At 63.8% G+C, this 22,273-nt stretch carries 23 protein-coding genes; 17 read left to right on the top strand and 6 right to left on the bottom strand.

The features are described 5' to 3' along the window. Positions 1-31: 31 nt before the first annotated feature. The 3 genes from acpS to pyrE form a co-directional block, all read right to left on the bottom strand. Positions 32-433 (bottom strand): holo-ACP synthase, encoded by a 402-nt coding sequence (gene acpS, locus KFK14_RS16760; RefSeq protein WP_070154269.1) that lies wholly within the window; start codon positions 431-433, stop codon positions 32-34. Between the two features lie 64 nt (positions 434-497). Continuing rightward, positions 498-1,232, bottom strand: a complete 735-nt coding sequence (locus KFK14_RS16755; RefSeq protein WP_212608453.1) for a pyridoxine 5'-phosphate synthase — start codon at positions 1,230-1,232, stop codon at positions 498-500. A gap of 3 nt (positions 1,233-1,235) precedes the next feature. Beyond that, positions 1,236-1,817, bottom strand: coding sequence for an orotate phosphoribosyltransferase (gene pyrE, locus KFK14_RS16750; protein ID WP_070154265.1), 582 nt, complete (start codon positions 1,815-1,817; stop codon positions 1,236-1,238). Positions 1,818-2,021: 204 nt separating this feature from the next. On the opposite strand from pyrE, the gene coxB reads away from it, so the two are divergent. From coxB to KFK14_RS16700, 11 genes are all read left to right on the top strand, one after another. Next, on the top strand, positions 2,022-3,044 hold the full coding sequence (coxB, locus tag KFK14_RS16745; RefSeq protein ID WP_212608452.1) for a cytochrome c oxidase subunit II: 1,023 nt from the start codon (positions 2,022-2,024) through the stop codon (positions 3,042-3,044). Between the two features lie 18 nt (positions 3,045-3,062). Beyond that, the gene (gene ctaD / locus KFK14_RS16740) at positions 3,063-4,736 is read left to right on the top strand and encodes a cytochrome c oxidase subunit I (protein ID WP_212608451.1); all 1,674 of its coding nucleotides are present in this window, start codon (positions 3,063-3,065) and stop codon (positions 4,734-4,736) included. A 108-nt stretch (positions 4,737-4,844) separates the two neighbouring features. Then, positions 4,845-5,753 carry a heme o synthase gene (locus KFK14_RS16735; protein ID WP_246524676.1) on the top strand — a complete coding sequence of 303 codons (909 nt, stop codon included), beginning with the start codon at positions 4,845-4,847 and terminating at the stop codon, positions 5,751-5,753. Continuing rightward, positions 5,750-5,878, top strand: coding sequence for a hypothetical protein (locus tag KFK14_RS24250; RefSeq protein ID WP_281417156.1), 129 nt, complete (start codon positions 5,750-5,752; stop codon positions 5,876-5,878). Before KFK14_RS16735 ends, KFK14_RS24250 begins: the two co-directional genes overlap by 4 nt. Beyond that, positions 5,878-6,444 (top strand): cytochrome c oxidase assembly protein, encoded by a 567-nt coding sequence (locus KFK14_RS16730; RefSeq protein WP_212608449.1) that lies wholly within the window; start codon positions 5,878-5,880, stop codon positions 6,442-6,444. The genes KFK14_RS24250 and KFK14_RS16730 overlap by 1 nt, the downstream gene beginning before the upstream one ends. A 36-nt stretch (positions 6,445-6,480) precedes the next feature. Then, complete coding sequence (locus KFK14_RS16725; protein ID WP_070154254.1) at positions 6,481-7,311, top strand: cytochrome c oxidase subunit 3; 831 nt, start codon at positions 6,481-6,483, stop codon at positions 7,309-7,311. Positions 7,312-7,330: 19 nt separating this feature from the next. Next, positions 7,331-7,840: a DUF3291 domain-containing protein gene (locus tag KFK14_RS16720; protein ID WP_212608448.1), complete on the top strand. Its 510-nt coding sequence runs from the start codon at positions 7,331-7,333 to the stop codon at positions 7,838-7,840. A 31-nt stretch (positions 7,841-7,871) separates the two neighbouring features. Then, a complete protein-coding gene (locus KFK14_RS16715) occupies positions 7,872-8,237 on the top strand; it encodes a DUF983 domain-containing protein (protein ID WP_212611203.1) in 366 nt (121 codons plus the stop codon). Continuing rightward, positions 8,234-8,878 (top strand): SURF1 family cytochrome oxidase biogenesis protein, encoded by a 645-nt coding sequence (locus KFK14_RS16710; RefSeq protein WP_212608447.1) that lies wholly within the window; start codon positions 8,234-8,236, stop codon positions 8,876-8,878. The genes KFK14_RS16715 and KFK14_RS16710 overlap by 4 nt, the downstream gene beginning before the upstream one ends. 216 nt (positions 8,879-9,094) lie before the next feature. Then, on the top strand, positions 9,095-10,495 hold the full coding sequence (gene thrC / locus KFK14_RS16705) for a threonine synthase (protein WP_212608446.1): 1,401 nt from the start codon (positions 9,095-9,097) through the stop codon (positions 10,493-10,495). 122 nt (positions 10,496-10,617) lie between these two features. Continuing rightward, positions 10,618-11,487 carry a class I SAM-dependent methyltransferase gene (locus tag KFK14_RS16700; RefSeq protein ID WP_212608445.1) on the top strand — a complete coding sequence of 290 codons (870 nt, stop codon included), beginning with the start codon at positions 10,618-10,620 and terminating at the stop codon, positions 11,485-11,487. Positions 11,488-11,580: 93 nt separating this feature from the next. On the opposite strand, the gene KFK14_RS16695 is transcribed toward KFK14_RS16700, so the two are convergent. Further along, positions 11,581-12,186, bottom strand: coding sequence for a TetR/AcrR family transcriptional regulator (locus tag KFK14_RS16695; RefSeq protein ID WP_212608444.1), 606 nt, complete (start codon positions 12,184-12,186; stop codon positions 11,581-11,583). Between the two features lie 104 nt (positions 12,187-12,290). Here KFK14_RS16695 and KFK14_RS16690 point away from each other — a divergent pair, with 104 nt between their 5' ends. Next, the gene (locus KFK14_RS16690) at positions 12,291-12,767 is read left to right on the top strand and encodes a hypothetical protein (RefSeq protein ID WP_212608443.1); all 477 of its coding nucleotides are present in this window, start codon (positions 12,291-12,293) and stop codon (positions 12,765-12,767) included. Beyond that, positions 12,760-12,918: a hypothetical protein gene (locus KFK14_RS16685; RefSeq protein WP_212608442.1), complete on the top strand. Its 159-nt coding sequence runs from the start codon at positions 12,760-12,762 to the stop codon at positions 12,916-12,918. Before KFK14_RS16690 ends, KFK14_RS16685 begins: the two co-directional genes overlap by 8 nt. On the opposite strand, the gene KFK14_RS16680 is transcribed toward KFK14_RS16685, so the two are convergent. Next, positions 12,900-13,358, bottom strand: coding sequence for a DUF983 domain-containing protein (locus tag KFK14_RS16680; RefSeq protein ID WP_212608441.1), 459 nt, complete (start codon positions 13,356-13,358; stop codon positions 12,900-12,902). The two genes, KFK14_RS16685 and KFK14_RS16680, sit on opposite strands and share 19 nt — an antisense overlap. Positions 13,359-13,445: 87 nt before the next feature. Further along, a complete protein-coding gene (locus KFK14_RS16675; RefSeq protein WP_212611202.1) occupies positions 13,446-15,092 on the bottom strand; it encodes an alkaline phosphatase family protein in 1,647 nt (548 codons plus the stop codon). Between the two features lie 108 nt (positions 15,093-15,200). Between KFK14_RS16675 and KFK14_RS16670 the strand changes: the two genes are divergently transcribed. The 4 genes from KFK14_RS16670 to KFK14_RS16655 all read left to right on the top strand — a co-directional run bounded on the left by KFK14_RS16670 (position 15,201) and on the right by KFK14_RS16655 (position 22,267). After that, on the top strand, positions 15,201-17,270 hold the full coding sequence (locus KFK14_RS16670) for a protein-disulfide reductase DsbD family protein (RefSeq protein ID WP_212608440.1): 2,070 nt from the start codon (positions 15,201-15,203) through the stop codon (positions 17,268-17,270). Beyond that, positions 17,263-18,015 carry a TlyA family RNA methyltransferase gene (locus KFK14_RS16665; protein WP_212608439.1) on the top strand — a complete coding sequence of 251 codons (753 nt, stop codon included), beginning with the start codon at positions 17,263-17,265 and terminating at the stop codon, positions 18,013-18,015. Before KFK14_RS16670 ends, KFK14_RS16665 begins: the two co-directional genes overlap by 8 nt. A gap of 72 nt (positions 18,016-18,087) precedes the next feature. Beyond that, a complete protein-coding gene (locus KFK14_RS16660) occupies positions 18,088-19,152 on the top strand; it encodes an efflux RND transporter periplasmic adaptor subunit (protein ID WP_212608438.1) in 1,065 nt (354 codons plus the stop codon). Between the two features lie 10 nt (positions 19,153-19,162). Beyond that, on the top strand, positions 19,163-22,267 hold the full coding sequence (locus tag KFK14_RS16655; protein ID WP_212608437.1) for an efflux RND transporter permease subunit: 3,105 nt from the start codon (positions 19,163-19,165) through the stop codon (positions 22,265-22,267). Positions 22,268-22,273 lie beyond the last annotated feature (6 nt).

The following is a 22,273-nucleotide window of genomic DNA, read 5'->3' as shown; positions in this document are numbered from 1 at the left end:
CATCAGGGAGTCACCATGTGTGTCCTGCGCCTTATTGGGGCAAGGCTTCTATAATTACAAATGCCTGCGCCCATGGATGATCGTCGGTGAGCGTCAGGTGAATGACCGGGCGGTGGCCCGCAGGCACCATAGCCTCCAGCCGCGCCAGCGCGCCGCCCGTCAGGTGCAGGGTGGGGGCGCCGCTGCGCGCATTGACGACGCCGATATCCTTCATGAACACGCCGGCCTTGAACCCCGTTCCGACCGCCTTGGAAAAAGCCTCCTTGGCGGCGAAGCGCTTGGCCAGCGTGCCAGCCTTGGTGAAGGGGCGGCGATTGGCCTTGGCCTGTTCGACATCAGTGAATACGCGCCGCTCGAATCGTTCGCCGAAGCGGTCGAGAGACTGCTGGATTCGCTCGATATTGCAGAGATCGGAGCCGAGGCCGATAATCATGACGGCCTGAGATCCCAGCCTGCGCTGGGATGACGCGCTGTGTTGAGATGAAAGGCTGCGCCCCTCACCGCACCAGGTCCATCTGCCGCCGCATTTCGCGGATGCTTTCCTCCAGCCCGCCGAAGATCGCCTCGCCGATCAGGAAGTGGCCGATATTGAGTTCGGCCAGTTGCGGGATCGCGGCGACGGGACCGACATTGTCAAAGGTCAGGCCATGGCCGGCATGCGGTTCGATCCCGTTCTTCGCCGCCAGCGCCGCGCCATCGACGATGCGGCGCAATTCCTCGGCGCGTTCGGCGCCGGTCACATGGGCATAGCGGCCAGTGTGAAATTCCACCACCGGAGCATTCAGCCGGATCGCGGCGTCGATCTGCTTGGGGTCGGCCTCTATAAACAGGCTGACGCGAATGCCGGCGTCCAGCAGCTTGCCGACGATCGGTTGCAGCGCCGTGAATTGCCCGGCGGCGTCCAGTCCGCCCTCGGTCGTGCGCTCCTCGCGCTTTTCCGGCACGATGCAGGCGGCGTGCGGCCGGTGGCGCAAGGCGATGTCCAGCATCTCATCCGTCGCCGCCATCTCCAGATTGAGGGGGACGGTCAGCGCCGCCATCAGCGATGCGATATCCTCATCGCGAATATGCCGCCGGTCCTCCCGCAGATGGGCGGTGATGCCGTCAGCGCCCGCCTTTACGGCGATCAGCGCCGCCTTCACCGGATCGGGATGTTCGCCGCCGCGCGCGTTGCGGATGGTCGCGACATGGTCGATATTGACGCCTAGCCGCAGGAAAGTGCCCGGCGTCATCGATCAGACCTTCCTGCTGCCGGGCTTGATCGCCGGGATCGCCGCCAGTTCAGGCGGCAGGTCTTCAGGATCGTAGACCGGAAAGTTGATCTGAACGAGCGGATAGAAGGGAACGCCCAAATCCGCTTCGCCGGCGGAGCGGTCCACAAGCGCGACCTCCGCCAGTATTTCCGCGCCTTCCGCGCGCGCCGCATCCATAGCCTGCCGCGAGGAAAGGCCGGTAGTGACGACATCCTCGACCATCAGCACCTTGGCGCCCTTGCGCAGAGAAAAGCCCCGGCGCAGCTCGAACGTGCCTTCCGGCCGCTCCAGGAACATCGCGTCGACGCCAAGGGCGCGGCCCATTTCATGCCCGATGATGATGCCGCCCATCGCGGGGGAAATCACCGCTTCAATCTCATTGCGCAATTCGCGCGGCAGCTTCTGCGCAAGGCCGCGGGCGAGGGCCGAGGCGCGTTCGGGATTCATCAGTACGCGCGCGCATTGCAGATAGTTGGCGCTGCGCTTGCCGGACGAAAGAATGAAATGGCCCTCCAGAAGCGCGCCCGCCGCCCTGAATTCGGCCAGTGCCTCGTCTTCTGTCATGCCATCATTACCCCTTGTTGTGCGGCAAGGCAGATAGGCGGCGGCAAGCCACGTTGCAACAGCGAAGAAAATAGGCTTTTAGACGCTTGAGGCATGGGATAAGCATCCCTATAAGCCGCCGCAGTCCAAGGATTAATAGCTCCTGAAAAGGGGGCGCGACTGGACCGCGTGGACGGAAAAAGGGGCTAGGGGTACATAACGCTTATGAAAATGGTGAAATCGCTTGTTCTCGCAGGATTGCTGGCCTTTTCGCCAGCCCTGGGAATGACGCAGACTGCCTTTGCGCAGGACAATGCCGCCTCTGCCGAATCTGCCGCCGCCCCGGTCGCTGAAGCCGCCGCCCCCGCTGCGGCGGCTCCCGCCGAATCGGCTGCCGCGCCCGCCGCTGCTCCTGCAGAAAAGGTCGCCCCGCCGCCGCGCATGAAGCCCACCGAGGGCATCGGCATGCCGATGCCGGGCGAAATCACCATCCAGAAGCAGTTCACCGACACCGGCCGTCAGGCGCTGTGGATGCATGACTGGCTGCTTCTGCCGATCATCACCTTCACCTCGATCTTCGTGCTGGTCCTCCTGGCGTGGACGATGTTCCGCTATCGCCGTGCGGCCAATCCTGTGCCGTCGAAAACGTCGCACAACACCCTGATCGAGATCATCTGGACGGTCGCCCCGGTCCTGATCCTGCTGGTGATCGCGGTGCCGTCGATTGGCCTGCTTGCCGACCAGTATAAGCCCGCGCCGAAGGATGCGCTGACCGTCAAGGTCACTGGGTATCAGTGGTATTGGGGTTATGAATATCCCGACCAGGGCATTCCTGAATTCGTGTCCAACATGCTGACGAAAGAAAAGGCCGCCGAAAATGGCGAACCTTATCTGCTGGCGCCGGACAACCGCCTTGTTCTGCCCGCTGGCAAGCCGATCAAGCTGATCATCACCGGCGCTGACGTGATCCACAGCTTCGCCGTGCCCTCGCTCTGGGTGAAGATGGACGCCGTTCCCGGCCGTCTCAATGAAAAGAGCTTCACCATCGACAAGCCCGGCGTCTATTACGGCCAGTGCTCCGAGCTTTGCGGCGCGCGCCATGGCTTCATGCCGATCGCGATCGAGGCTCTGCCCCCCGCGCAGTTCGACCAGTGGGTGCTGTCGCAGGGCGGCAACCCGAAGGGCAAGGCGGAAACGCCGGCCACGACCGCAGCCGCAGCGCCCGCCAGCGCACCAGCCAAGATTTGATGTAAGGGCCCCACACCCATGACGACCACCACAGCCAATCCCGACGATTTCCACGGGTCCCACGCGCATGACGATCATGGCGATCATCTGCCCGGCTTCTTCGCCCGCTGGTTCATGTCCACGAACCATAAGGACATCGGCACGCTCTACCTGATCTTCGCGATCATCGCGGGTATCATCGGCGGCAGCATTTCCGGCCTGATGCGCGCGGAGCTTGCGCATCCCGGCATCCAGTATCTGCACACCTGGGCGCAGATGATGGACGGCCCGGACGCATCGCTCGACCAGGCCTATCATCTGTGGAACGTGCTGATCACCGCCCACGGCCTGATCATGGTGTTCTTCATGGTCATGCCGGCGATGATCGGCGGCTTTGGCAACTGGTTCGTGCCCATCATGATCGGCGCGCCGGACATGGCGTTCCCGCGGATGAACAACATCTCCTTCTGGTTGCTGATCCCCGCCTTCGTGCTTCTCCTCGGCTCGACCTTCGTGCCCGGCGGCACCGGCAATGGCGCGGGCACCGGCTGGACGGTCTATGCACCGCTCTCGACCAGCGGTTCGGCCGGTCCGGCCGTGGACATGGCGATCCTGTCGCTGCACATCGCGGGTGCCAGCTCGATCCTGGGCGCAGTCAACTTCATCACCACCATCTTCAACATGCGCGCGCCGGGCATGACCCTGCACAAGATGCCGCTGTTCGTATGGTCGGTTCTGGTCACCGCCTTCCTGCTGCTGCTGGCACTGCCGGTTCTCGCCGCCGCGATCACCATGCTGCTGACGGACCGCAATTTCGGCACCACCTTCTATGACGCGGCCGGTGGCGGCGATCCTGAACTGTACCAGCATCTGTTCTGGTTCTTCGGCCATCCCGAAGTCTACATCATGATCCTGCCGGGCTTCGGCATCATCAGCCAGATCGTCTCGACCTTCAGCCGCAAGCCGGTGTTCGGCTATCTCGGCATGGCCTACGCCATGGTCGCGATCGGCGTCGTCGGCTTCGTCGTGTGGGCGCACCACATGTTCACCACCGGCATGTCCGTGAATGTGAAGATGTATTTCACCGCCGCCACGATGGTCATCGCGGTTCCGACCGGCATCAAGATCTTCTCGTGGATCGCGACGATGTGGGGCGGATCGATGAGTTTCAAGACCCCGATGGTCTGGGCGATCGGCTTCATCTTCATGTTCACCGTCGGCGGCGTGACCGGCGTGGTCCTCGCCAATGGCGGCGTCGACGACGTGATGCACGACACCTATTATGTCGTCGCGCACTTCCACTATGTGCTGTCGCTGGGCGCGGTCTTTGGCCTCTTCGCCGGGTTCTACTACTGGTTCCCGAAGATGAGCGGCAAGATGTACAACGAGTTCCTCGGCCAGCTCCACTTCTGGGTGTTCTTCATCGGCGTGAACCTGCTGTTCTTCCCGATGCACTTCCTGGGCCTGTCGGGCATGCCCCGCCGCTATCCCGACTATCCGGAGGCCTTTGAGAAGTGGAACACGCTCGCCAGCCATGGTTATGAGATCATGGCGGTCGGCATGCTGATCTTCTTCGTGAACCTCATCTGGTCGCTGGCCGCCGGCAAGAAGGCCGCCGACAACCCGTGGGGCGAAGGCGCGACGACGCTGGAATGGACGCTGAGCAGCCCGCCGCCGTTCCACCAGTTCGAAACCCTTCCGGTTATCGACTGACAGGCATAGCCCCTTCCGTTCGCGGAAGGGGCAGGGTGGGAAGGCCCACGCCTTCGGGCGCTGCGCCTTTCCCGACCCCTCCCTTCAATGGGGAGGGGAGGAATTGAAATGACGACCGCTACGTTAGACGCACGCACCTTGCCCGCCCACTGGCGCGATTTCCTGGCGTTGACCAAGCCCAGGGTGATGACGCTTGTCGTTTTTACGGGGCTTTGCGGACTGCTTGCGGCGCCCGGCGGCATCCACCCGATCCTGGGCTTCACCACCATATTGTGCATCGCGCTTGGCGCTGGCGCAGCGGGCGCGCTCAATCAGTGGTATGAGGCGGAGATCGACGCGCAGATGAAGCGCACCGCCGGCCGTCCGCTGCCCGCCGGCCGCATGGACCGGCAATCGGCGCTGCATTTCGGTGTCGGCCTGTCCTTCTTCTCGGTCATTCTTCTCGGCCTCGCCGCCAACTGGCTGGCGGCAGCGATCCTGGCGGTGTCGATCCTGTTCTATGTGATCGTCTACACCATGTGGCTGAAGCCCCGGACCGCGCAGAATATCGTCATTGGCGGCGCGGCCGGAGCCTTTCCGCCGGTTATCGGCTGGGCGGCGGTCACAGGCGATGTCAGCGCGCTTCCGGTCGCGCTGTTCGCCCTGATCTTCTTCTGGACGCCGCCGCATTTCTGGGCGCTCGCCCTGTTCGTCAAGACCGACTATGCGAAGGCGGGCATCCCGATGCTGCCGGTCGTCGCGGGCGAAGTGGCGACCCGCCGCCAGATATGGCTCTACACCGCGATCATGGCCGCGGCGGCGATGGCGCCGGTTCTCCTGCGGCTTACCGGGCCGATTTACGGCACCGTCGCGTTCCTGGGCACGGCGCTGTTCGCGATATTCGCATTTCAGGTGTCCGTCCGCCGCGAGAGCGATCCTGAAAAGATGCAGCCTGAGCGGCGCCTGTTCAAATATTCCATCCTCTATCTTTTCCTGCTGTTCGGGGCGATCGTCATTGACCGGTGGGTGTTCGCATGACGCCCGATGAGGAAAAGGAAGTCCGCGCCCGCCAGCGGTCGCGCGCTATGGTCATGGGCCTGCTGCTGGGAGCGCTGGTCATCCTGTTCTACGGCATCACCATCGCAAAGATCGCGAACCACTGATGGCGACGGCGCCCCAGACGCTCGCGCATCGCAATCGCCGCACCATGCGGATCGCCTTGCTCGTGGCGATCGGTTCGCTGTCGATGGGCTTCGCCTCCGTGCCGCTATACCGCATATTCTGCGAACAGACCGGCTTTGGCGGGACGACCCAGCGCGCCGACGCGGCCACGAAGGTCAAGGTTGCGACCGGGCACACCCTGTCCATCCGCTTCGATTCCAATGTGACGCCGGGCATGCCGTGGAAATTCTATCCCGAACATCGCACGGATACCGTGACGGTCGGCGCGCGCGACATGGCGATATTCGTGGCGAAGAACATGTCGGACAAGCCGGTGACTGGCACTGCCGCCTTCAACGTCACGCCGACGCAGGCCGGGGCCTATTTCACGAAGATCCAGTGTTTCTGCTTCACCGAGCAGACGCTGCAGCCGGGGCAGGAGGTCCGCATGCCGGTCCTCTATTATGTCGACCCGAAGATCCTCGATGACCCGGACAATAAGGATACGCAGCAAATTACCTTGAGCTACACCTTCTACCCGGTTGAGAACGGGAAAAAGCCAAGCTAAGGCAGTCGATAGATAACGAACAGGGAAGACGAGACGATGGCAGGCGCCAAGAACCACGATTACCACATTCTCCCGCCCAGCATCTGGCCGCTGTTCGGCTCGATGTCGGCTCTGGTCATGGCGTTCGGCGCGATCATGTGGATGCATCCCGATGCGCTGCCCGCGCATGGCGGCTGGGTCTTCTTCGCTGGCGTCGCGGGCGTCCTGTTCACTTTCTATAGCTGGTGGGCGAAGGTCATTGGCGAGGCGCATGCCGGCGATCATACTCCGGTGGTCCAGCTTCACCTGCGCTACGGCATGATCCTGTTCATCGCGTCGGAGGTCATGTTCTTCGTCGGCTGGTTCTGGGCCTTCTTCGATTTCTCGCTGTTCCCTTCGGCCCTGCCGCCGATCGACGGCCTGTTCCCGTCGAAGGGCATCGAGGTATTGAACGCCTTCGAACTGCCGCTGCTCAACACGCTGATCCTGCTCTGCTCCGGCACCACCGTCACCTGGGCGCACCATGCGCTGATCCACGGCGACCGTGACGGCCTGATCAAGGGCCTGTGGTGCACCATCCTGCTGGGCCTGCTCTTTTCCTGCATCCAGGCCTATGAATATGCGCATGCGCCGTTCGACTTCGGCGGCACGCCTTATTCCTCCGGCTTCTACATGGCGACCGGTTTCCACGGTTTCCACGTTATCGTAGGCACGATCTTCCTGATCGTGAACCTGGTCCGCGCCTATAAGGGGCATTTCACCCCGCGCCAGCATTTCGGTTTCGAGGCGGCAGCCTGGTACTGGCACTTCGTTGACGTGGTGTGGCTGTTCCTTTTCTGCGCCGTCTATGTCTGGGGCGGCTGGGGCGCGCCCGTTCACGCTGGCTGATAGAGCGAGAGGCGCTTCGATGACCGGGCAGGATTACCATCTCGCTCAGGTGAACATCGGGCGCCTCGTCGCTCCCAAGGGCGATCCGCGCGTCCAGCCTTTCTTCGACGCGCTGGACCGCATCAACGCGCTGGCGGAGGCGTCGCCCGGCTTCATCTGGCGGTTGAAGGATGAGGGCGGCAACGCCACCGATATCCAATATTCGCCGGACCCGTTGCTGATCCCCAACATGTCGGTCTGGGCGGATGCCGAATCCCTGTTCGATTTCGTCTATCGCAGCGCCCACACCCCGGTCATGGCCCGCCGCCGGGAATTTTTTGAGCGGTTTCAGGGCGCATATCAGGCGCTCTGGTGGATTCCCGCCGGAACCGTCCCCACCGTCAATGACGCGCTCTCGCGGCTCTGGCTGCTCGATCGCTTCGGCCCAAGCGCTGACGCCTTCACCTTCAAGTCGCGTTTTCCCAAGCCGGGTCTGGCCGGGCCGCCGCAGGATTTGCGGCCGGACCCCTGGTGCATGGGGCGTGCCTGATACCCAGCCGCAGGCCGGCGCGTCGGCTGCGATGCCGTTGCTCATCGCATCGGCGCGGGGATTGTGCCCGCAATGCGGCCAGCCCACCCTGTTTGCTGCGACGGTTCGCTTCTCAAAGGACTGCCGCGCCTGCGGGCTTTCCTTCGCGCAATTCAATGTGGGCGACGGGCCAGCGGCCTTCCTGATCCTGATCGTTGGAGCGCTTGTCACCGCTCTGGCCGTGATAACGGAGGTCAAGGCGCATCCGCCCTTCTGGCTGCATATCCTGCTGTGGTTGCCGCTGACGATCGTGGCTGTGATGGGATTGTTGCGCATCGCGAAGGGCGCGCTGCTGATCCTGGAATATCGCAACAAGGCGCGTGAGGGCACGCTGGCGCGGCCGGGGTCTGCGTCATGATCCGCCGTCTGCCGCTCATTCCGACGCTCCTCGTCGCTATCGCCATTGCGGTCATGATCGGCCTTGGCGTCTGGCAATGGCAGCGAAGCGGGGAGAAGGAGGCGATGATCGCGATCCTGCGCGCCAATCCCGCCAAGCCTTCCACCAGTTTCCCCGCCATTGGCCCGGTTGCCCCGGAACTCTTGTTCCGCCGCTCGTCGACCCATTGCCTGCGCGTCGTCGGCTGGCGGGATGAGGCGGGAAGGGCGGCGGACGGCTCCATGGGCTTTCGCTATATCGCCGAATGCGCGACCGGGGCCGAGGGACCGGGCGTGCTCGTCAATCTGGGCGTGGGCGGCAAGCCCGGATTGAAGCCCGGCTGGACTGGCGGACAGGTAGAAGGCTGGATCGCGGAGGAGCCTGATCACCGCTCCCTGCTCTCGCGCCTGGTTGAGAAGCCCATGCCGCTGCGCCCGATGCTGATCGCCAGCGCTCCTGCGGCTGGGCTGAAGGCGGCCGCACCGCCGAAGGTCGAGGACGTGCCGAACAACCATATCGCCTATGCCGTGCAATGGTTTCTGTTCGCGGGGATCGCGGCAGTGATCTACGGGCTGGCGGTGCGCAGGCGGCTCGCCGGTACTCCAGACACCCGTTCGCCCTGAGCTTGTCGAAGCTTCGAACGAGTCACGCGCCTCGTTCGAACCTGAGCGCCTGCCTCGGCAGGCGGTCGAAGGGGGCTGTCCTTCTTTGAAGGTAAGGACAGAGGTTGACCTACGGTCGACTGCGTCTCGACCGGCTCAGCCCGAACGGTACATAGGAGTTCCCTTAGCGCTAAACCCTTGCTCCCCGGCCCGCACAACGCTACCGCGCCAGCCACCATGAAATATATAAGCACCAGGGGGAGCGCGCCCGCGCTCGGATTTGAGGAGGTCACGCTCGCCGGTCTCGGATCGGACGGGGGGCTGTATCTGCCCGAAGCCTGGCCGTCTTTCACGCGAGATCAGATCGCGGCCCTCGCGGGTCTCTCCTATGTCGAGACCGCCGTGCGCGTTATGGCTCCCTTCGTCGCCGGATCGCTCAGCGAAGAAGAACTGCGCGACCTGTGCACGCAGGCCTATGGCCGTTTCAGCGTGGATGCGGTGACGCCGCTGGTTCAACTCGATCACCAGCATTGGCTGCTGGAACTGTTCCACGGACCGACGCTGGCGTTCAAGGACGTCGCGCTGCAGCTTCTGGGCCTGTTGTTCGAGAAGTTCCTGTCGCGCCGTGACGATCATCTGACCATCGTCGGCGCGACGTCCGGGGACACCGGCTCCGCCGCCATCGATGCCGTCGCGGGGCGGGAGAAGATCGACATCTTCATGCTGCATCCCGATGGCAGGGTGTCCGATGTGCAGCGCCGCCAGATGACAACGGTGCGCGCGCCCAATGTCCATAACATCGCCATTGATGGCAGCTTCGACGACGCGCAGGCGCTGGTGAAGCAGATGTTCAACGATCCCGGCTTTTCCAGCCGCTTCCGTCTGTCGGCCGTGAACAGCATCAACTGGGCGCGGCTGATGGCGCAGGTCGTCTACTATTTCTACGCCGCTGTACGGCTTGGCGCGCCCGAGCGGGAGATCGCCTTCTCCGTGCCGACCGGCAATTTCGGCGATGTGTTCGCCGGCTATGTCGCCTCGCGCATGGGCCTTCCGGTGAGGCAGCTTATCGTGGCCACCAACGTCAACGATATTCTCCATCGTGCGCTCAGCGATGGCGATTACAGCCAGGGCAAGGTCGTCGCCACCGCCACACCCAGCATGGACATCCAGGTCAGCTCCAACTTTGAGCGGCTTCTGTTCGATGCGGGCGGACGTGATGGCGCGGCGCTGGCCGAACAGATGCGCGGGTTTGAAGCGACGAAGGCCATGCGCCTTACCAATGCGCAGCGGGAGGGCGCCGCCGGGCTATTCTCCTCCGCGCGCGTGGATGCCGATGGCATGACGCTCGCGATGCGCTGGGCCTATGAGGGCGGTGGGCAGGTCATTGATCCGCATACGGCAGTTGGCCTCTGCGCTGCGAAGGGGGCGGATATCGATCCCGCAATCCCCATCGTCACGCTGGCGACCGCGCATCCGGCGAAGTTCCGCGACGCCGTGGAACGCGCAACCGGAACCCGGCCTGCATTGCCCGCTCGCATCGGCAGCCTGTTCGATCGCGAGGAAGCCTACACGAAGCTGCCCGCGACGTTCGAGGCGATTACCGGCTTCGTAGCGGAGCATGCGACGGCGAGGGGCTGACGTTTTTCTTCCACCGTTCGTCCTGAGCTTGTCGAAGGACTGTCCTTCCTCTTAAGAAAGTGCGGGGCTTCGACATTCAGGCGAGCCACGCGTCTCGCTTGAACAGCCCGTACGGATGACAGATGGACCTCCAAACCCTCATCGGCGAACCCTGGCCCGATTATGGCCTGATCGATTCGGGCAATGGGCGGAAGCTGGAGCGCTATGGCTCCTACCGTTTCATTCGCCCCGAACCGCAGGCGATGTGGGCGCCCGCCACAACCGACTGGGCGTCGGATGGCGAGTTTATTCCCGGATCGGACGATGAAGGCGGCGGCCGATGGTATTATGACAGGCCGGTTCCGAAGGATGGCTGGCCGCTGGCGTGGAACGAAGTGACGTTTCAGGCAAGCTGTACGCCATTCCGCCATCTTGGCTTCTTCCCGGACATGGCGCCGGTTTGGGAGTGGATGCGCGGACAGGTAGCCGGCAAGGCGGAACCGCAGGTGATGAACCTGTTCGGCTATACCGGCGTCGGCACGCTGGCGATGGCGGCCAGCGGCGCGCAGATGGTGCATGTCGACGCCTCCAAGAAATCCGTTTCCGCCGGTCGCGCCAATGCCGAGCTATCGGGCCTTGGCGATCGCCCGATCCGCTGGATCGTCGATGACGCCGCCAAATTCGCCGCGCGGGAGGTGCGCCGGGGCCGCCGCTATGACGGCATCCTGCTCGACCCGCCAAAATATGGCCGGGGGCCGGATGGCGAAGTGTGGCGGCTGGAGGAGGATTTGCCCGGCCTGATCGGCAATTGCCGCGCTTTGCTCGACGCCGACAGCAATTTCCTGTTCCTGACGGTCTATGCCGTCCGCATGTCGGCGCTGGCGATTGGCGAGTTGCTCGCCCAGTCCTTCGCGGACCTGCCGGGCAAGGTCGAAGCAGGGGAACTCGCCGTGCGGGAGGAGGCGAGGGGGCTGCTGCTCCCCACCGCCATCTGGGCGCGGTGGTCGCGTTAGGGTTCGATCCGTCGCAGCGCGATTATCCGCAAATGCCGTGAACTCCTGCGGAGGCAGGAGGCCAGTTCATGCCCAGCAACGCGGCGCGTGCGTTCAAACCACATCCTCCAGCGGCCGTCCCTTGCGCGCGCGCAGGTCGGCCAGCAGCGTGCGCATCGCCCATCCGCACGCCTTGGCCATTTGCGCGCCAGTCAGCCCCCAATGGTCGCGCATTTCGAGCCAGGGCGTCGTGTGCAGCACCTGAAGCATGGCGGTGGCGAGCAGTTGATCTTCCTCGCTCAGATCCTGCGTCGCGTCCGCCGCCGCCGCGCGATAGCTTTCCGTGCGGCGCTTGCGCTCCGACATGCGGACCGCGCGCCCTTGCGGGGTGGACCGGATGACCGTCGCCAGCGGCGCAATCCTGTCAAACCCTTCATAGATGGCGGGGAGGGATGAGAGCATCTCCTCCTCTGACCGGGGAAAGGTGACCGATGGTCCCGCCAGCCCCGTCACGCGCTCCCACACCGACTGCATCAGGCTCTCGCGGTCCGGGAAATAGCGATAGACGGTGCGCCGCCCGATTCCGGCGCGCTCCGCCACCCGGTCGTGATTGATGTCGCTGCCCTCGGCGATCAGTGCGATCAGGGCGTCGACCATCCGCGATCGTGCATTTTCCTTGGCGTCCGTGCGACCAACGGGCGTATCATTCTTATCTGTCATGCCGACCCGATAGTGCGTGGCATAAAAAGTGTCAAATTATGATTGACACATTTTGTGCCATCCTTATGAGGCGCTGCCACAGCGAATGAGAAAGGGGCAAGCCCATGTTGTTTCATCTGTCCATCGCAGCCCATGAGCCGCGCCATGTGGCGGAGGTTATCGCGGAATTTTGGGGAGGGGAGGCGCTGCCCTTTCCGCCGGTTTGCGAAGGGTGCTGGATCGCCTTTGCAGGGGATGAGCGCGCCACCGCGATGGAGGTCTATCCGATCGACACGCGCTTGAAGGAAGCGGATGGCGACGCCGACGCCTATGGCGAGCGGGGGCATGAGGGGCGCTACACGGCGACCCACGCCGCCATCGCGACGATACTTTCCCAGGATGAGGTGCTGGCGATCGCCGCGCGGGAGGGCTGGCCAGCGAAATATCGCAAGCGCGGCGATCAGTTCGGCGTCATCGAATTGTGGATAGAAGGCCGCCAGATGATCGAGCTTCTGACATCCGAGATGCAGCGGGAATATTTCGCGACCACAACCATCGCGAACTGGAAAGCGATGTTGGCAGCGGAACCGGTCAGTGCCTGACGCGCTGGCCCGCTCCCTGTCCTTTGGCCGGTTGCAGCATCTGGTTCAGGCCATCGCGCTATTCGGCCTGACCGGATTGCTGGCCCCGCTGGCCGCGGACATGGCGCGCAGCCTGATGCGGTTCGCCGCGCCCTATCTGGGGCGATCCTGACCCGCGCCGGTCCGGCCGTGGAGGGAGTCCCACAGCTTCGCCGTTCCGGCCTCCTGCGCCTTGTTCACATATTGCGCGGCCACCAGCCATCCTTTGATGGGCCGTAACGGAAGGACAGTGGTGATGAGCAAGATCGGCAGGCCGACGAGCAAATGGACCCAGAGCGGCGGGCGGGCCAGTATCTCCAGCATCACGATGAAGATCACGCCCGGCACGCAGGCGAAGAGCTGTACGAACACGGCCGGGCCATCGGCGGGATCGGCGAAGGAATAATCCAGCCCGCACGCCTCGCAATGGTCCCTGATGGTCAGGAAGCCCTGAAAAATATGACCCTCGCCGCAGCGTGGACAACGCCCCAGCGCGCCGGTCTGCACCGGGGAAAGCATCCGCCGGGTCCCATTTGCTTCGCCTGCCGCAGCGCCATTATTCCATGCGTCCATCGGAAATCTCCTTGGCGGCGATATCGGACGGCGCGGCGGCGCATTCAATTGCGCATTTTGTCCCAGGCCCGCAGGCTGCAGCACCCCTTATTTCGGGCAGCTTTCCTCTGGCCCGGCGATGATATCCAAGCATTGCCCGTCAATCTCTCCCCTGGGCACGGAAAGGCCGATGGTTGCAGCGAGCGTCGGCATGATGTCCGCCGTTTCCACACCCAACGGCTGTTCAAAGCCCGCCAGCCCTTTGCGCCAGAACAGGATCGGCACCCGCCGGTCCAGGTCCCATGGGCTGCCATGCGTTGCGACATAGCCTTTGGTCGGATCGGCGATCGGCGTGATGCGAGGTTTCAGCATGACGAGGAAGTCGCCGGACCGGCCGGGATAGAAGCTCGCGCGCGCCTCCTGGATCAGGCTCCAGCTTTCTGGCGGGCCGGACGGGCTGGGCGTCGCCGCGATCTCGGCATTGGTCAGCACTGTCTGGATCTGCGGATGGGTTTTCCAGATCGCCATCAGCGCATCGGCGACTTTTTTGCGCTGAGCCGGCGAAAGCGTCCTGGCCAAATACATGTCGCCAGCGGGACCATCCCCATAGAGCAGCGTGCCGGACAGGCCCGTCTTTGCCGCCAGTGTCGCGTTCAGCGCCCTCGGTTCGAGCGCGGGGTCGATGCGCGCTTCCATCGGCATGGCGTTCTGGCGATGGCGTTCGGGAAGGTCGTGACCGCCATGATCGGCGGTCAGCATCACTTCATAGTCGATGCCGTCCGCATCCAACCGGTCAAAGAAGGCGCCGAGCTCGCGATCCAGCGAATATTGCTGAATGCACATCTCCGCGCCCTCGGTGCCGTAGGTGTGGCCGATATAGTCGTTTGCCGACAGGCCGATGGAGATGATATCGGTCTGCGACTGCTTGCCGAGGCCCATATTCTCGATCAGTGCGGCCGCCAGCACCAGCGTTGCGGCATCCTGTTCGGGGGAGGCGCGGAACGCCCTGGCGTCGCCCGCCTTGCGGGCGAAACGGCCAGTGCCGACGCTCTTGCCCGCGCCGATATCGACGGCGAAATCGCGTGACGCGCATTCGGCGGGAAGCTCCATTCCCGGACGATCCTCGTTCAGCATCTTGGCGACGCCGGCATTCACCTGCGTTACCAGTGCGTTGTCCACCCTTCCTTTCAGCGTGACATAACCCTTGCCGCCCCACCACCAGAGCTGATCGGCGGTCGGCCCGCCCATCATGATTGCCGCCCGGTCCTTGCCCGCTACGGACACGACGCGGGTTGCGGGGTTCGCCGCCTTCATCCGTCCGCCAAGCGTCGGGACTTTCAGATGGAGGGCGGAGGCGACATAGGCCTCGCTAGTCGTTTCCGGTTGGCTTTCATCTTCTGCGCAATAGACGGCCTTGTCCGCCCGCGCCGTTTCCAGATCGAACCAGGTATTGGCGATGATGCCGGTGCGCGACGGGCGGCTGCCGGTCAGGATGGTGGAATGGCCGGGGCAGGTTTCTGTTGCGGCATGGCTTTGATAGCCGCGCGGGAATACCGCGCCCTGCGTCATACGCTTCATGCCCGCGATATAATGCTGGCGATATTCGTTAAAGAGATCGCCCGAAAACTGGTCTACGGAGATCGCGACGATCAGCTTCGGCGGCGTGGCGGGCACGGCGGGCGTCGCGGCGGCCGGAGTCGCGCTTGCAGCGGCGCTCTGGGCGTTCAACAACGCTGGAGCGCAGAGGGCGGCCATCGCGGAGGCAGTGGCAAGAGCGCGGCGAAAGATCACGGGGGAAACTCCTTGCTTGACGGCTGCACCGGCGAGACCTAGCCCGCGCAGGGGGTGCTGCACAGAGGCCCGATGCGGATTTTTCATTTCCTCCTGATGACAATGGCGGCGCTGCTGCTTGCTCCAGTGCAGGCTGTTGCGCAGTTGCCGGGCGCTGCGGGCGCCGATCACATCGCCGCCCGGTTGGTTGCGGAGAGCGACGCGCCCGCGCCGGGCAGCCGCGTGACTCTGGCCTTTGTCATGGAACCGGAACCCGGTTGGCACGGCTATTGGGAAAATCCAGGCGACGCCGGTCTGGGCATGACGGTCAAATGGACGCTGCCGTCCGGCGTATCGGTGGGAGCGTTACGTTATCCAGTGCCGGAAACGCTGTTGATCTCCGGCCTGATGAACCATGTCTATGAGGGGCGATATGCTATCCTCACGACACTCGATATTCCTGCATCCCTGAAGCTGGGAACGAAGCTTCCGCTGCGTGTCCGCGGGGACTGGCTTGCTTGCACGGACCAGATATGCGTACCGGCCGGGGCCGACCTTGCGCTCGACCTGACGGTTGGCGACGGCGCGATTTCTCCAAAAATGCGTGCGGTATTTGATGGTTATCGCGCACATTTGCCACGACCTCTTGGATCGCAGGCGCGCTTTGCGTTGGCCAATGGCAAATTCCGCCTCGCCATTCCCTTTCCCGCCGCCGCGCAGATTTCCCAGCCCTGGTTCTTCGCGCTGACCGACGGCGCGTTCAAATATGCCACGCCGCAGCGGGTCACGCGCAATGGCGACATGCTGATCGTCGAGAGCGATGCGGCGGAAACGGCCCTTAAGGAAGTGAAAGGCGTTTTGCGCACAGGCGATCATGTCGGCCTGTCGATCGACGCCCGGCCCGGCGCCGTCCCCGCCGCCGGAACGCCGGTAGGCGGCGGGCAAGGCGCAACCGGAGGCCCCGGTGGCCTTTCGACGATCCTGTTCGCATTTGGCGGCGCGATCCTCGGCGGCCTGATCCTCAACATCATGCCTTGCGTCTTTCCGATCCTCAGCCTCAAGGCATTAAGCCTCGCCAAGGCGGGCGGCGATGCGGCGGGGGTGAAACGGGAAGCATGGGCCTATGCCGCTGGTGTGATCGCGACCTGCCTGGCGCTCGGCGCTGGCCTGCTCGCCCTGCGGGCGGGCGGGGCGGCCGTGGGCTGGGCGTTTCAGCTTCAGGACCCGCGCGTCATTCTGCTGCTGCTTGTGCTTGTCACCGCCATCGCCCTTAATCTGGCGGGGTTGTTCGAACTGCGGGCGATCGGCGCGGGGCAGGGACTTGCCGGCAAGCGCGGCGTCGCCGGCGCATTCTGGACCGGCGTGCTTGTCGCGTTCGTTGCGACGCCCTGCACCGGACCGTTCATGGGCGCGGCGTTGGGGGCTGCGCTGGTGTTGCCTGTGCTCGCCGCGCTGGCGATATTCGCCGGGCTGGGAATTGGGCTGGCTCTGCCCTTCCTCCTCATCGCTCTCGTGCCCTCGATCCGCGCCCATATGCCAAAGCCGGGCGCATGGATGGGCGCATTCCAGCGCTGGCTCTCCATTCCCATGTTCGTCACCGCGCTTGCGCTCGCCTGGCTGCTGGGGCGGCAGGTGGGCGTCAGCGGGATGACTATTGGCCTTGGGGCGGCGCTTGCGACTGGTCTGCTGCTTTGGCTGGTCGGCCTGCGTCAGCATGCGGGGCGGACCACCGCCATCGTCGCGCCGGTTCTTGCCGCCTTGATCCTTGTGGGCGGAATGGTCCTTCTGCCGCCCGCCGGATCGGCATCCGCCGCAGCCAGCAGCTCCACTGCGAGCATCCCGTTCGACGAGGCCCGGCTCTCGCAACTGCGTGGCGAGGGAAAGCCGGTGTTCCTCTATTTCACGGCCGACTGGTGCCTGACCTGCAAGGCCAATGAAGCCGCCGCCATCGACCGCTCAGAGGTTGCCGAAGCCTTCGCAAAGGCGGGCGTCACCATGATGGTCGGCGACTGGACCAATGCCGATCCCGCCATCGGGCGCTTCCTCGAAAGTCATGGCCGCTCCGGCGTTCCGCTCTATCTGTGGTATGCGCCGGGGAAAGACGCGCAGGTCTTGCCGCAGGTGCTGACCCCCGCCACTTTGACGGCGCTCGTCAATGGCTAAGCAGCGCGCCGACCAGATGCTGGTCGACCGGGGACTGGTGGAGAGCCGCTCCCGCGCCCAGGCGATGATCCTTGCGGGCCTCGTTTTTTCGGGCGACCGGAAGGTCGAGAAGGCCGGGCAGCAGATCGCAGAGGACGCCGCCATCGAGGTGCGCGGCCGCGACCATCCCTGGGTGTCGCGCGGCGGCATCAAGCTTGCCCATGCGCTCGACCATTTCGGCTGGGATGTGACTGGCGCGGTGGCCATGGATGTCGGCAGCTCGACGGGCGGGTTCACGGACGTATTGCTGAGCAAGGGCGCCGCCCGCGTCTATGCGGTCGATAGCGGCACCAATCAGCTCGCCTGGAAATTGCGGTCCGACCCTCGCGTCATCGTCCATGAAAAGACCAGCGCCCGCATCCTTACCCCGGACCATATTCCTGAGCGTGTCGATATCATCGTGTGCGACGCCAGCTTCATTGGTCTTGCCAAGGTTCTGGACCGTCCCTTGACCTTCGCGGCTCCGCAGGCGCGCCTTATCGCCCTTATCAAACCGCAGTTCGAGGCCGGGCGGGAGGAAGTGGGGAAGGGCGGCGTGGTTCGCGATCCCGCCATCCATGACCGGGTTTGCGGCGAAGTGCGCGCATGGGTCGAAGGTCTGGGCTGGCACGTCGATGGCATCGTGCCAAGCCCGATCACCGGGCCGGAAGGCAATGTCGAATTTCTTATCGCCGCCCGGCATGGCCATGGGCATGGTGGACTGTAACCGAAACTTCGTTGAGGCGCAGTAGGCAAGCACTGTTGCATGGCAGCAAGACACGGAGTAGCGCACCTATCCATGCGATATCTTGGGGTTACATGCGTCGCGGCGCTCTTTCTTGCCGCATGTGGCAATGGCGGCGACAAGAGGGAGCGTCCTGCGCCCCTGGTCGAGGCGAAGCCGGTTGGCCAGGCGACCTTTTCCGACGCCGTGGATGCGGTCGGCACGGCGCTCGCCAATGAGCAGGTGATATTGTCCGCGCCGGTGACGGAGCGGATTACGGCGATCCATTTCACTGATGGCGGCTTTGTTCCGCGCGGCGCGATCATCGCTACGCTGGCGCAGGCGCAGGAGCGCGCAGAGCTGGCGGCGGCGCAGGCCCGCGTGCAGGAGTCCGGGCTGCAGCTTACCCGCGTCAAGGCGTTGAAAGATCGCGGGTTTGCGACAAACGCCAGCGTGGAAAACCAGATCGCGGTAGCTGATGAAGCGCGCGCCACGGCGCAGCAAGCCAATGCCACGATCGGAGACCGGATCATTCGCGCTCCCTTCGCCGGCTATGCCTCGCTGCGCACCGTTTCGGCGGGAGCTGTCGTCACGGCGGGCACGCCCATCGCCACGATCAGCGATATTTCCAGGATCAAGCTGGACTTCACGGTCCCGGAAACGCAGTTGACCTCCATAAGGGAGGGCCAGTCGATCGTGGCGATGGCCTCCGCGTTCGGGGACAAGCCCTTCCGCGGCACGATCGCGACGATTGATCCCGTGATCGACCCGACATCCCGCGCCGTGCGCGTGCGCGCGATCCTGCCCAATCCCGACAAGGCGCTGAAGCCGGGCATGCTGATGACTGTGCGCATACTTTCACGGGAACGTACGGCCATGGCCGTGCCGGAACTGTCCCTGGTCGGGGATGGCGAGGACCGGTACGTGTTCGTCGTGAATGACGACCGGAAGGCGAAACGGGTCAAGGTTGTCACCGGCACGCATCAGAATGGCGTGGTGGAAATCATCAGCGGCATCTCGCCGGGACAGCGGATCGTGACCGAAGGCGTCGTGAAACTGTCCGATGGCTTGCCTTTCCGCCTGGCGGAGGATACGCCGCCGGCTGCAAAGGGCGCGGCGCCTGCGGCGTCCGGGCATTAGCGGCTGAACCATGCAACTTTCCGACCTCTCGGTCCGCAGGCCGGTATTCGCCGCCGTCGTGGCGGTTCTGCTCTGCATCGTGGGCGTGGTGGGCTATGTCAGCCTGTCCGTCCGGGAATATCCGGATACGGACCCGCCCGTCGTGTCCGTCGAAACGACCTATACAGGCGCGGCCGCATCAGTCATCGAAACCCGCATCACCCAGATATTGGAGGATGCGATCTCCGGCGTTCAGGGCATCCAGACCATTTCCTCCCGGTCGGAAGATGGCCAGTCGCGCATCAGCATCGAATTCGACCCCAGCCGCGACATCGACTCCGCCGCCAATGACGTGCGCGACCGCGTGGGATCGGCAGTCCAGGATTTGCCGGAGGAAGCGCTGGCGCCGCAGATCCGCAAGGTCGACGCCGATGCGCGCCCCATATTGTTTATCGTGTTCACCAAGCCTGACTGGAGCCATGTCCAACTCAGCGATTATGTCGACCGCAACCTTTCCGACCGCTTCTCCGCCATAAATGGCGTAGCGCGCGTGTTCATAGGCGGCGAGGCGCGGCCATCGACCCGCATTTGGCTGGATGCGGAAAAGCTGGCGGCGCTTGGCCTGACGCCAGCCGATGTGGAAAATGCGCTGCGCTCGCAGAATGTGGAACTGCCCGCCGGACGGCTGGAATCGAAGGATCAGAATATAACGCTGCGCGTCGAGCGCGCCTTTCTGTCGCCGGAAGACTTTGCGACGCTGGTCGTCCGGCGCAGCGCCGATGGGTATCAGGTCAAGCTGGGCGATGTCGCCCGGATCGAGGAGGGAGCGGAAAACCCCTATAGCGACTTCCGCGTGAACGGCGCGACCTCCGTTGGTCTGGGCATCATCAGGCAGTCGGGCGCGAATACGCTGGACGTCGCCGCCAACGCCAAGCAGATGATCGAGGAGATACGTCCAACTCTGCCCAAGGGCATGGTGGTAACGATCGGCACAGACGAGTCCCTGTTCATCAGCCGCGCGATCGAGAATGTCTATCACACGCTGGGCGAAGCGGCGGTCCTCGTCATCCTGGTCATTTTCATATTCCTGGGCAGCATCCGCGCGACGATAATCCCCGCGGTCACAGTGCCTATCTGCCTGTTGGCGACATGTGCGGTGATGTGGCTGCTCGGCCTGTCGATGAACTTGCTGACGCTGCTCGCCTTCGTGCTCGCCATTGGACTGGTTGTCGATGACGCGATCGTGGTGCTGGAGAATGTCTATCACCGGATCGAGCAAGGGGAGGACCCACTCGTCGCGGCTTTCCTGGGTACGCGTCAGGTCGGCTTCGCCATCCTTTCGACGACGCTGGTCGTCTGCGCGGTATTCGTGCCTGTCATGTTTCTAGCCGGGCAGACGGGCCTGTTATTCCGCGAACTTGCGATTGCGATGATCGCCGCTGTCGCCTTTTCCGGCTTCATCTCGCTCAGCCTGGCCCCGATGCTGTGCTCGAAACTGCTACGGCGGACGGAACGGGGCCGCTTTACGCAGTGGATTGATGAAAGATTTCAGAAGCTTGAGACCCGTTATGCAAACTTTCTGGACAGGGTGATAAGGCGGCCTATTCTATCCGTGGTGGTCATCGTCCTGTTTCTCTCCGTATCCGGCGGACTTTTCCTGACGCTCGGCAACGAACTGGCCCCTGCAGAGGATACTGGCGTTGCCGAAGGCACAGTGATCGCGGCCGAAGGCACCGGTTTCGACAAGATGCGCAATTATATGATGCAAATCGAAAAGGTGCTGTTGCCAATCAAGAAGGAAGGCGAAATCGGCAATGTCGTTATAATCACGCCTGGCGGCTTTGGCCCCAGCGACGACTATAACAGCGGCACTGTCATCGTGTTCCTGCGACCGTGGGAGGAACGGAAAACCAATACCGCTCAATTGGTTGACCGTATCAACAGGATACTTACCCAGCAGCCCGGCACGCGTGGGAATGTGGCGCCGCGTTCCGGCCTGTCGCGCGGACGCGGCCAGCCGGTCAACCTTGTTATCGCCGGTTCCACCTATGAAGGACTGGTCGCCGCGCGCGACCGCATCATGGCGGCGGCCGCCAGCAACCCCGGACTCATCAATCTGGACAGCGATTACAAGGAAACCAAGCCGCAGATGCGGATCGACGTGAATACACGGCGGGCGGGCGACCTAGGCGTATCGGTCGACGATGTCAGTCAAGCGCTGCAGAGTATGCTGGGCTCACGCCGCGTATCGACCTATGTCGATAGGGGAGAGGAGTATCGGGTTCTGGTGCAGGCGGACAGACCGGGACGCCAGACGACGGCCGATCTCGCACGAATACAGGTGCGGACGCGGGACGGCGCGCTGGTGCCCTTGTCATCGGTGGTGACGGTGCGCGAGATAGCCGGACCCCGCCAGCTCAACCGCTACAACAAGTTGCGCGCCATAACGCTCACCGCTGGTCTGGCGCCGGGCTATTCCCTGGGTTCGGCCTTGCAGTTCCTGGAGGATCAGGCGCGTCAATCGCCCGAAGTCTCGGCCATCGGCTATCGCGGCGAAAGCCAGTCGCTGCGCGAAACTGGAAGCGCCATCTGGCTGGTCTTTGGCCTCACCATCCTGATCGTCTACCTGCTGCTGGCGGCGCAGTTTGAAAGCTTCATCCATCCCGGCATCATCATCGCCACCGTTCCGCTGGCGGTGGGCGGCGGCATTATCGGTCTTGCGCTGACGGGGGGTACGATCAATCTCTACAGTCAGATCGGTATCGTCATGCTGGTCGGCCTGGCGGCCAAGAACGGCATTCTGATCGTGGAATTCGCCAATCAGCTCCGGGACGAAGGGCTGGAGTTTGGCGAGGCGATCCGCCGCGCGGCGACGCGCCGCCTCCGCCCGATCCTTATGACCTCTGTGGCGACCGTGATGGGCGCGGTGCCGCTGGTCATCGCCACCGGGGCGGGTGCGGCATCGCGCGCCAGCATTGGCGTTGTGGTGGTGTTCGGCGTTTCCTTCGCCACACTGTTAACCCTGTTCCTGATCCCAATCCTCTATTCGCGGGTTGCAGGGCGAACCGTTTCCCCGCAAACGGTAGGACGACGGCTCGATTCGGCGCTGGGGGATGCGCCGGATAAAGCTCCCTGAAAGCCT

The organism is Sphingobium phenoxybenzoativorans, assembly GCF_018286635.1.
Lineage (GTDB): Bacteria > Pseudomonadota > Alphaproteobacteria > Sphingomonadales > Sphingomonadaceae > Sphingobium > Sphingobium phenoxybenzoativorans.
This window is presented reverse-complemented; position numbering and strand designations above follow the sequence as displayed.

Coding starts and splice junctions, on each gene's coding strand:
- KFK14_RS16695 (WP_212608444.1), bottom strand. CDS start 12,186: ATGACAGATAAGAATGATACGCCCGTTGGTCGCACGGACGCCAAGGAA.
- KFK14_RS16720 (WP_212608448.1), top strand. CDS start 7,331: ATGACCGGGCAGGATTACCATCTCGCTCAGGTGAACATCGGGCGCCTC.
- KFK14_RS16730 (WP_212608449.1), top strand. CDS start 5,878: ATGGCGACGGCGCCCCAGACGCTCGCGCATCGCAATCGCCGCACCATG.
- pyrE (WP_070154265.1), bottom strand. CDS start 1,817: ATGACAGAAGACGAGGCACTGGCCGAATTCAGGGCGGCGGGCGCGCTT.
- KFK14_RS16710 (WP_212608447.1), top strand. CDS start 8,234: ATGATCCGCCGTCTGCCGCTCATTCCGACGCTCCTCGTCGCTATCGCC.
- KFK14_RS16675 (WP_212611202.1), bottom strand. CDS start 15,092: ATGGCCGCCCTCTGCGCTCCAGCGTTGTTGAACGCCCAGAGCGCCGCT.
- KFK14_RS16690 (WP_212608443.1), top strand. CDS start 12,291: ATGTTGTTTCATCTGTCCATCGCAGCCCATGAGCCGCGCCATGTGGCG.
- KFK14_RS16660 (WP_212608438.1), top strand. CDS start 18,088: ATGCGATATCTTGGGGTTACATGCGTCGCGGCGCTCTTTCTTGCCGCA.
- acpS (WP_070154269.1), bottom strand. CDS start 433: ATGATTATCGGCCTCGGCTCCGATCTCTGCAATATCGAGCGAATCCAG.
- KFK14_RS16700 (WP_212608445.1), top strand. CDS start 10,618: ATGGACCTCCAAACCCTCATCGGCGAACCCTGGCCCGATTATGGCCTG.
- KFK14_RS16725 (WP_070154254.1), top strand. CDS start 6,481: ATGGCAGGCGCCAAGAACCACGATTACCACATTCTCCCGCCCAGCATC.
- KFK14_RS16665 (WP_212608439.1), top strand. CDS start 17,263: ATGGCTAAGCAGCGCGCCGACCAGATGCTGGTCGACCGGGGACTGGTG.
- KFK14_RS16670 (WP_212608440.1), top strand. CDS start 15,201: ATGCGGATTTTTCATTTCCTCCTGATGACAATGGCGGCGCTGCTGCTT.
- KFK14_RS16655 (WP_212608437.1), top strand. CDS start 19,163: ATGCAACTTTCCGACCTCTCGGTCCGCAGGCCGGTATTCGCCGCCGTC.
- KFK14_RS16735 (WP_246524676.1), top strand. CDS start 4,845: ATGACGACCGCTACGTTAGACGCACGCACCTTGCCCGCCCACTGGCGC.
- KFK14_RS24250 (WP_281417156.1), top strand. CDS start 5,750: ATGACGCCCGATGAGGAAAAGGAAGTCCGCGCCCGCCAGCGGTCGCGC.
- KFK14_RS16680 (WP_212608441.1), bottom strand. CDS start 13,358: ATGGACGCATGGAATAATGGCGCTGCGGCAGGCGAAGCAAATGGGACC.
- KFK14_RS16755 (WP_212608453.1), bottom strand. CDS start 1,232: ATGACGCCGGGCACTTTCCTGCGGCTAGGCGTCAATATCGACCATGTC.
- thrC (WP_212608446.1), top strand. CDS start 9,095: ATGAAATATATAAGCACCAGGGGGAGCGCGCCCGCGCTCGGATTTGAG.
- coxB (WP_212608452.1), top strand. CDS start 2,022: ATGAAAATGGTGAAATCGCTTGTTCTCGCAGGATTGCTGGCCTTTTCG.
- ctaD (WP_212608451.1), top strand. CDS start 3,063: ATGACGACCACCACAGCCAATCCCGACGATTTCCACGGGTCCCACGCG.
- KFK14_RS16715 (WP_212611203.1), top strand. CDS start 7,872: ATGCCGTTGCTCATCGCATCGGCGCGGGGATTGTGCCCGCAATGCGGC.